The 4,055-nt window shown below is 70.9% G+C and carries 1 protein-coding gene; it reads right to left on the bottom strand.

From position 1 onward, the window contains the following. Positions 1-4,055 (bottom strand): type I polyketide synthase (locus tag GTW40_RS06205; protein WP_161179143.1); only part of this gene is annotated, 4,055 nt, incomplete at both ends.

The following is a 4,055-nucleotide window of genomic DNA, read 5'->3' as shown; positions in this document are numbered from 1 at the left end:
TAGTTCGCCTGACCGGCCGTCCCCAGCACACCGGCCAGCGACGAATACACCACGAACGCCGACAGATCGCACGACCGGGTCAGCTCATGCAGATTCCATGCCGCGTCCACCTTCGGCCGCAGAACGCGCTCCAACTGCCCCTCGGACATGCCCGCGACGACACCGTCATCCACCACCCCCGCCACATGGACCACCGCCGACAACGACGTCTCCACTCCGGCGAGAACCCTCGCCAGCGCCTCCCGGTCCCCCACATCACACGAGGCGAAGGACACCTCCACCGCCCCGAGACCCAGCAGCTCTTCCCGCAGCTCCTCCGCGCCCGGCACATCCCCACCACGACGCCCCACCAACAGCAGACGCCGCACTCCGTGCTCAACCACGAGATGCCGGACCAACACGCCGCCCAACGCACCCAACGCGCCCGTCACCAAAACGGTCCCGGCGCCGAACGACACACGCTCACCAGCACCGCGCGCAGCTCCGACCGGCATCAAACGCGGCACGAACAACCCGCCCCGACGCACCGCGACTTGTTCTTCACCACACCCCAACGCACCAGTCAGCAAAGCCAGATCGACATCGAGATCCATGTCGATCAGCCCGAACCGCCCCGGGTTCTCCGTCACCGCCGACCGCACCAGACCCCACACACCCGCAACGCCCAGATCCGCTGCGTCTCCCTCCCCAACGGCCACTCCACCCCGCGTGACGAACACCAACCGCGAATCCGCGAACCGCTCACCGGCCAGCCACCCCCGCACCAGCCCCAGCACATCGGTCAGGGTGCGACGGGCGGCCGAGGGCACGTCGCCCTCGGCGGGGGACGGCACCGGCACGATCACCGTGCTCGGGACGTCCTCCGGCAGCGCGTCCAGGTCCGGCCAGGCGCGGACTGAGTCGCCGAGGCCGAGGATGTCGTCGCCGATGACGGCGAAGGTCTCGTCGCCAAGCTGCTCGGCGGCGGGCTCGGGCAGCGGCGACCAGTCGATCCGCAGGAGCTGGTTCGCGGAGGAACCGCCCGCCGCGCGCAACGCGTCCTCCGGCAGCGGCCGCAGGGTGAGGACACCGATGGAGGCGACCTGCGCACCCATGTCGTCAGCCACGGTCACGGACACGGTGTCCGGTCCGGCCTCGGTGATACGGACGCGGTACGCCGTGGCCCCGGTGGCGTGCACCTCGACGTCCGACCAGGCGAAGGGCAGCCGGTCAGGGGCGTCCCCGGCGGCTCCGGGCAGCAACGGGTGCAGGGCGGCGTCCAGCAGGGCGGGGTGCAGGGCGAAGCGGACGGCACCGGCGCGCCGCTCCTCGGCCAGGGCCACCTCGGCGTACAGCTCGCCCTCGTCACCCCGCCAGAGACGGCGCAGCCCCTGGAACGCGGGCCCGTAGCCGTAACCCGCTTCGTCGAGCCGCTCGTACGCGCCGTCCAGGCCGACTTCCACCACGCCCACGGGCGGCGGCCAGGTCGTGGCCCATTCGAGGCCGGGGGCGTCCGGTGCGGCAGCCTCGGCACTCCGGGCGCTTTCCAGAGACCCTGTCGCGTGCAGGGACCAGGGCTGTTCGAGACCGGTGTCCGTCTCGGGACGGCCGTACACGTCGATCCTGCGCCGCCCCTCGGAGTCGGCTGCGCCCACGACCGCCTGCACCTGCACCCCGCCGCGCTCGGGTACCACCAACGGTGCGGGGAGGGTGAGTTCGGCGACGCGTTCACAGCCGACCTGCTCCCCGGCCCGCAGCGCCAGTTCCAGCAGGCCGGTACCGGGGAAGACGGCCACGCCGTGCAGGGTGTGGTCCGCCAGCCACGGATGAGTGGCGAGGGAGAGGCGGCCGGTGAGCAGCGTGTTGTCGCCGTCGGCCTGCTCAACGGCCGCGCCCAGGAGCGGGTGTCCGGTCGGAACCAGGCCGAGGCCACCCGCGTCGGCGGGCTCGGGTTCCGGGGCGAGCCAGTAGTGGTCGCGATGGAAGACGTAGGTGGGCAGGTCGACGCGGTGGGCGCCGGTGCCGTCGTAGAAGGCCCGCCAGTCGACCGGCGTTCCGCGCGTGTGCAGCAGGCCGACCGCGTTCAGGAGCGTGCCCGGCTCCGGCTGCTTGGCGCGCAGCGCGGGTACGGCCACGACGGCATCGGGGTTGCTCAGCACGGCGCCGGCCATCGCGGTCAGCACACCGTCGGGCCCCAGCTCCAGCAGTGTGGTGACGCCTTCGGCTTCCAGGGCGCGTACGGCGTCGGCGAACCGGACGGGCTGCCGGACGTGCCGCACCCAGTAGTCGGGATCGGTCAACTCGTCCGGATCGGCCAGCTCACCGGTCAGCGCCGACACCACGGGGATGCGCGGGGCCTGGTAATCCAGACCCGCGATCGCCTCTCCGAACTCCTCCAGAACCGGATCCATCAACGGCGAGTGGAAGGCATGAGACACCGACAACTTACGGGTCCGGCATCCGCGCGAACGCAGTACGTCCACTACCGCGTCGACGGCTGCTTCCTCGCCGGAAACCACCACAGCGCGAGGGCCGTTGATCGCGGCGATCCCCACCAGGCCGCTGTCCGGGAGGAGTTCGAGGACCTCCGCTTCCGTCGCCTCCACTGCCACCATCACGCCACCCGTCGGCAGCGCCTGCATCAACCCGGCACGAGCCGCCACGAGCACACAGGCGTCCTTGAGCGACAGCACACCCGCCACATGAGCGGCCGCCACCTCTCCCACCGAGTGACCCGCAACGACATCTGGTTGGAGACCCCACGACTCCAGCAGACGGAACAACGCCACCTCGAACGCGAACAACGCCGGCTGGGCAAACCCCGTCTCATCCAGACCCTCACCACTGGCCACCACATCCCGCAGGGGACGCGGCAACAACGGGTCCAGCCCTGCGCACACTTCATCGAACGCCCCCGCGAACACCGGGAACGCCTCACCCAACTCCCCACCCATACCGACCCGTTGAGCACCCTGACCGGTAAACACAAACGCCGTCCGCCCCCGCCGCACACCCGACGACACACCTGCGCCGTCGGCCAGCGCACTCAGCCCGGACAGCAACTCCCCACGCGTACTACCGACGACCACCCCACGCCGCTCCAGCGCGGCACGCCCCGTCGCCAGAGAGAAGCCCACATCCACAGGGTCGAGATCGGGGTGACCGCTCAAGTACTCGTGCAGCCGCCCCGCTTGCGCCCGCATCCCGGCCTCGTCGCGCCCCGAGACGAACCACGGCACCGCGGGCAACGCCCGGGCAGGGGCGGTGGGTTCGGCCCCCGACTCGGCCACCGCTTCCTCGGCCACGGCCTCTTCGACGATCACATGCGCGTTGGTGCCACCGAAGCCGAAGGAAGACACCCCGGCCCGGCGAGGACGACCCGCCTCCGGCCACTCCCGCGCCTCCGTCAGCAGACGGACCCCGCCCGCGTCCCACTCCACGTGCGGCGACGGCTCCTCCGCGTGCAACGTGCGCGGCAACACACCACGCCGCATCGCCTCGACCATCTTGATCACGCCACCGACACCCGCGGCCGCCTGCGCATGACCGATGTTCGACTTCAACGACCCCAACCACAACGGATGTTCATCCGGCCGACCCTGGCCATAGGTCGCCAGCAGAGCCTGCGCCTCGATCGGATCACCCAGCACCGTCCCCGTACCGTGCGCCTCCACCGCGTCCACATCCGACGCGGCCAGCCCCGCACTCGCCAACGCCCGCCGAATCACCCGCTCCTGCGCCGGACCATTCGGAGCCGTCAACCCATTCGACGCACCGTCCTGGTTCACCGCCGAACCACGAACCACCGCCAGCACCTCATGGCCATTGCGCCGGGCATCGGACAACCGCTCCACCAGCAGCAGCCCCACCCCCTCCGACCACCCCGTACCGTCCGCCGCAGCCGAGAACGACTTGCACCGGCCATCGGTGGACAGACCCCGCAGCCGCGAGAACTCGATGAACGCCACGGGAGTTGACATGACGGTGACTCCGCCCGCAAGCGCGAGATCGCACTCGCCCTGGCGCAGCGCGTTGGCGGCCAGATGCAAGGCCACCAGCGACGACGAGCACGCCGT

Origin of the sequence: Streptomyces sp. SID4985 (genome assembly GCF_009863025.1) — a bacterium.
Classification (GTDB): domain Bacteria; phylum Actinomycetota; class Actinomycetes; order Streptomycetales; family Streptomycetaceae; genus Streptomyces.
This window is presented reverse-complemented; position numbering and strand designations above follow the sequence as displayed.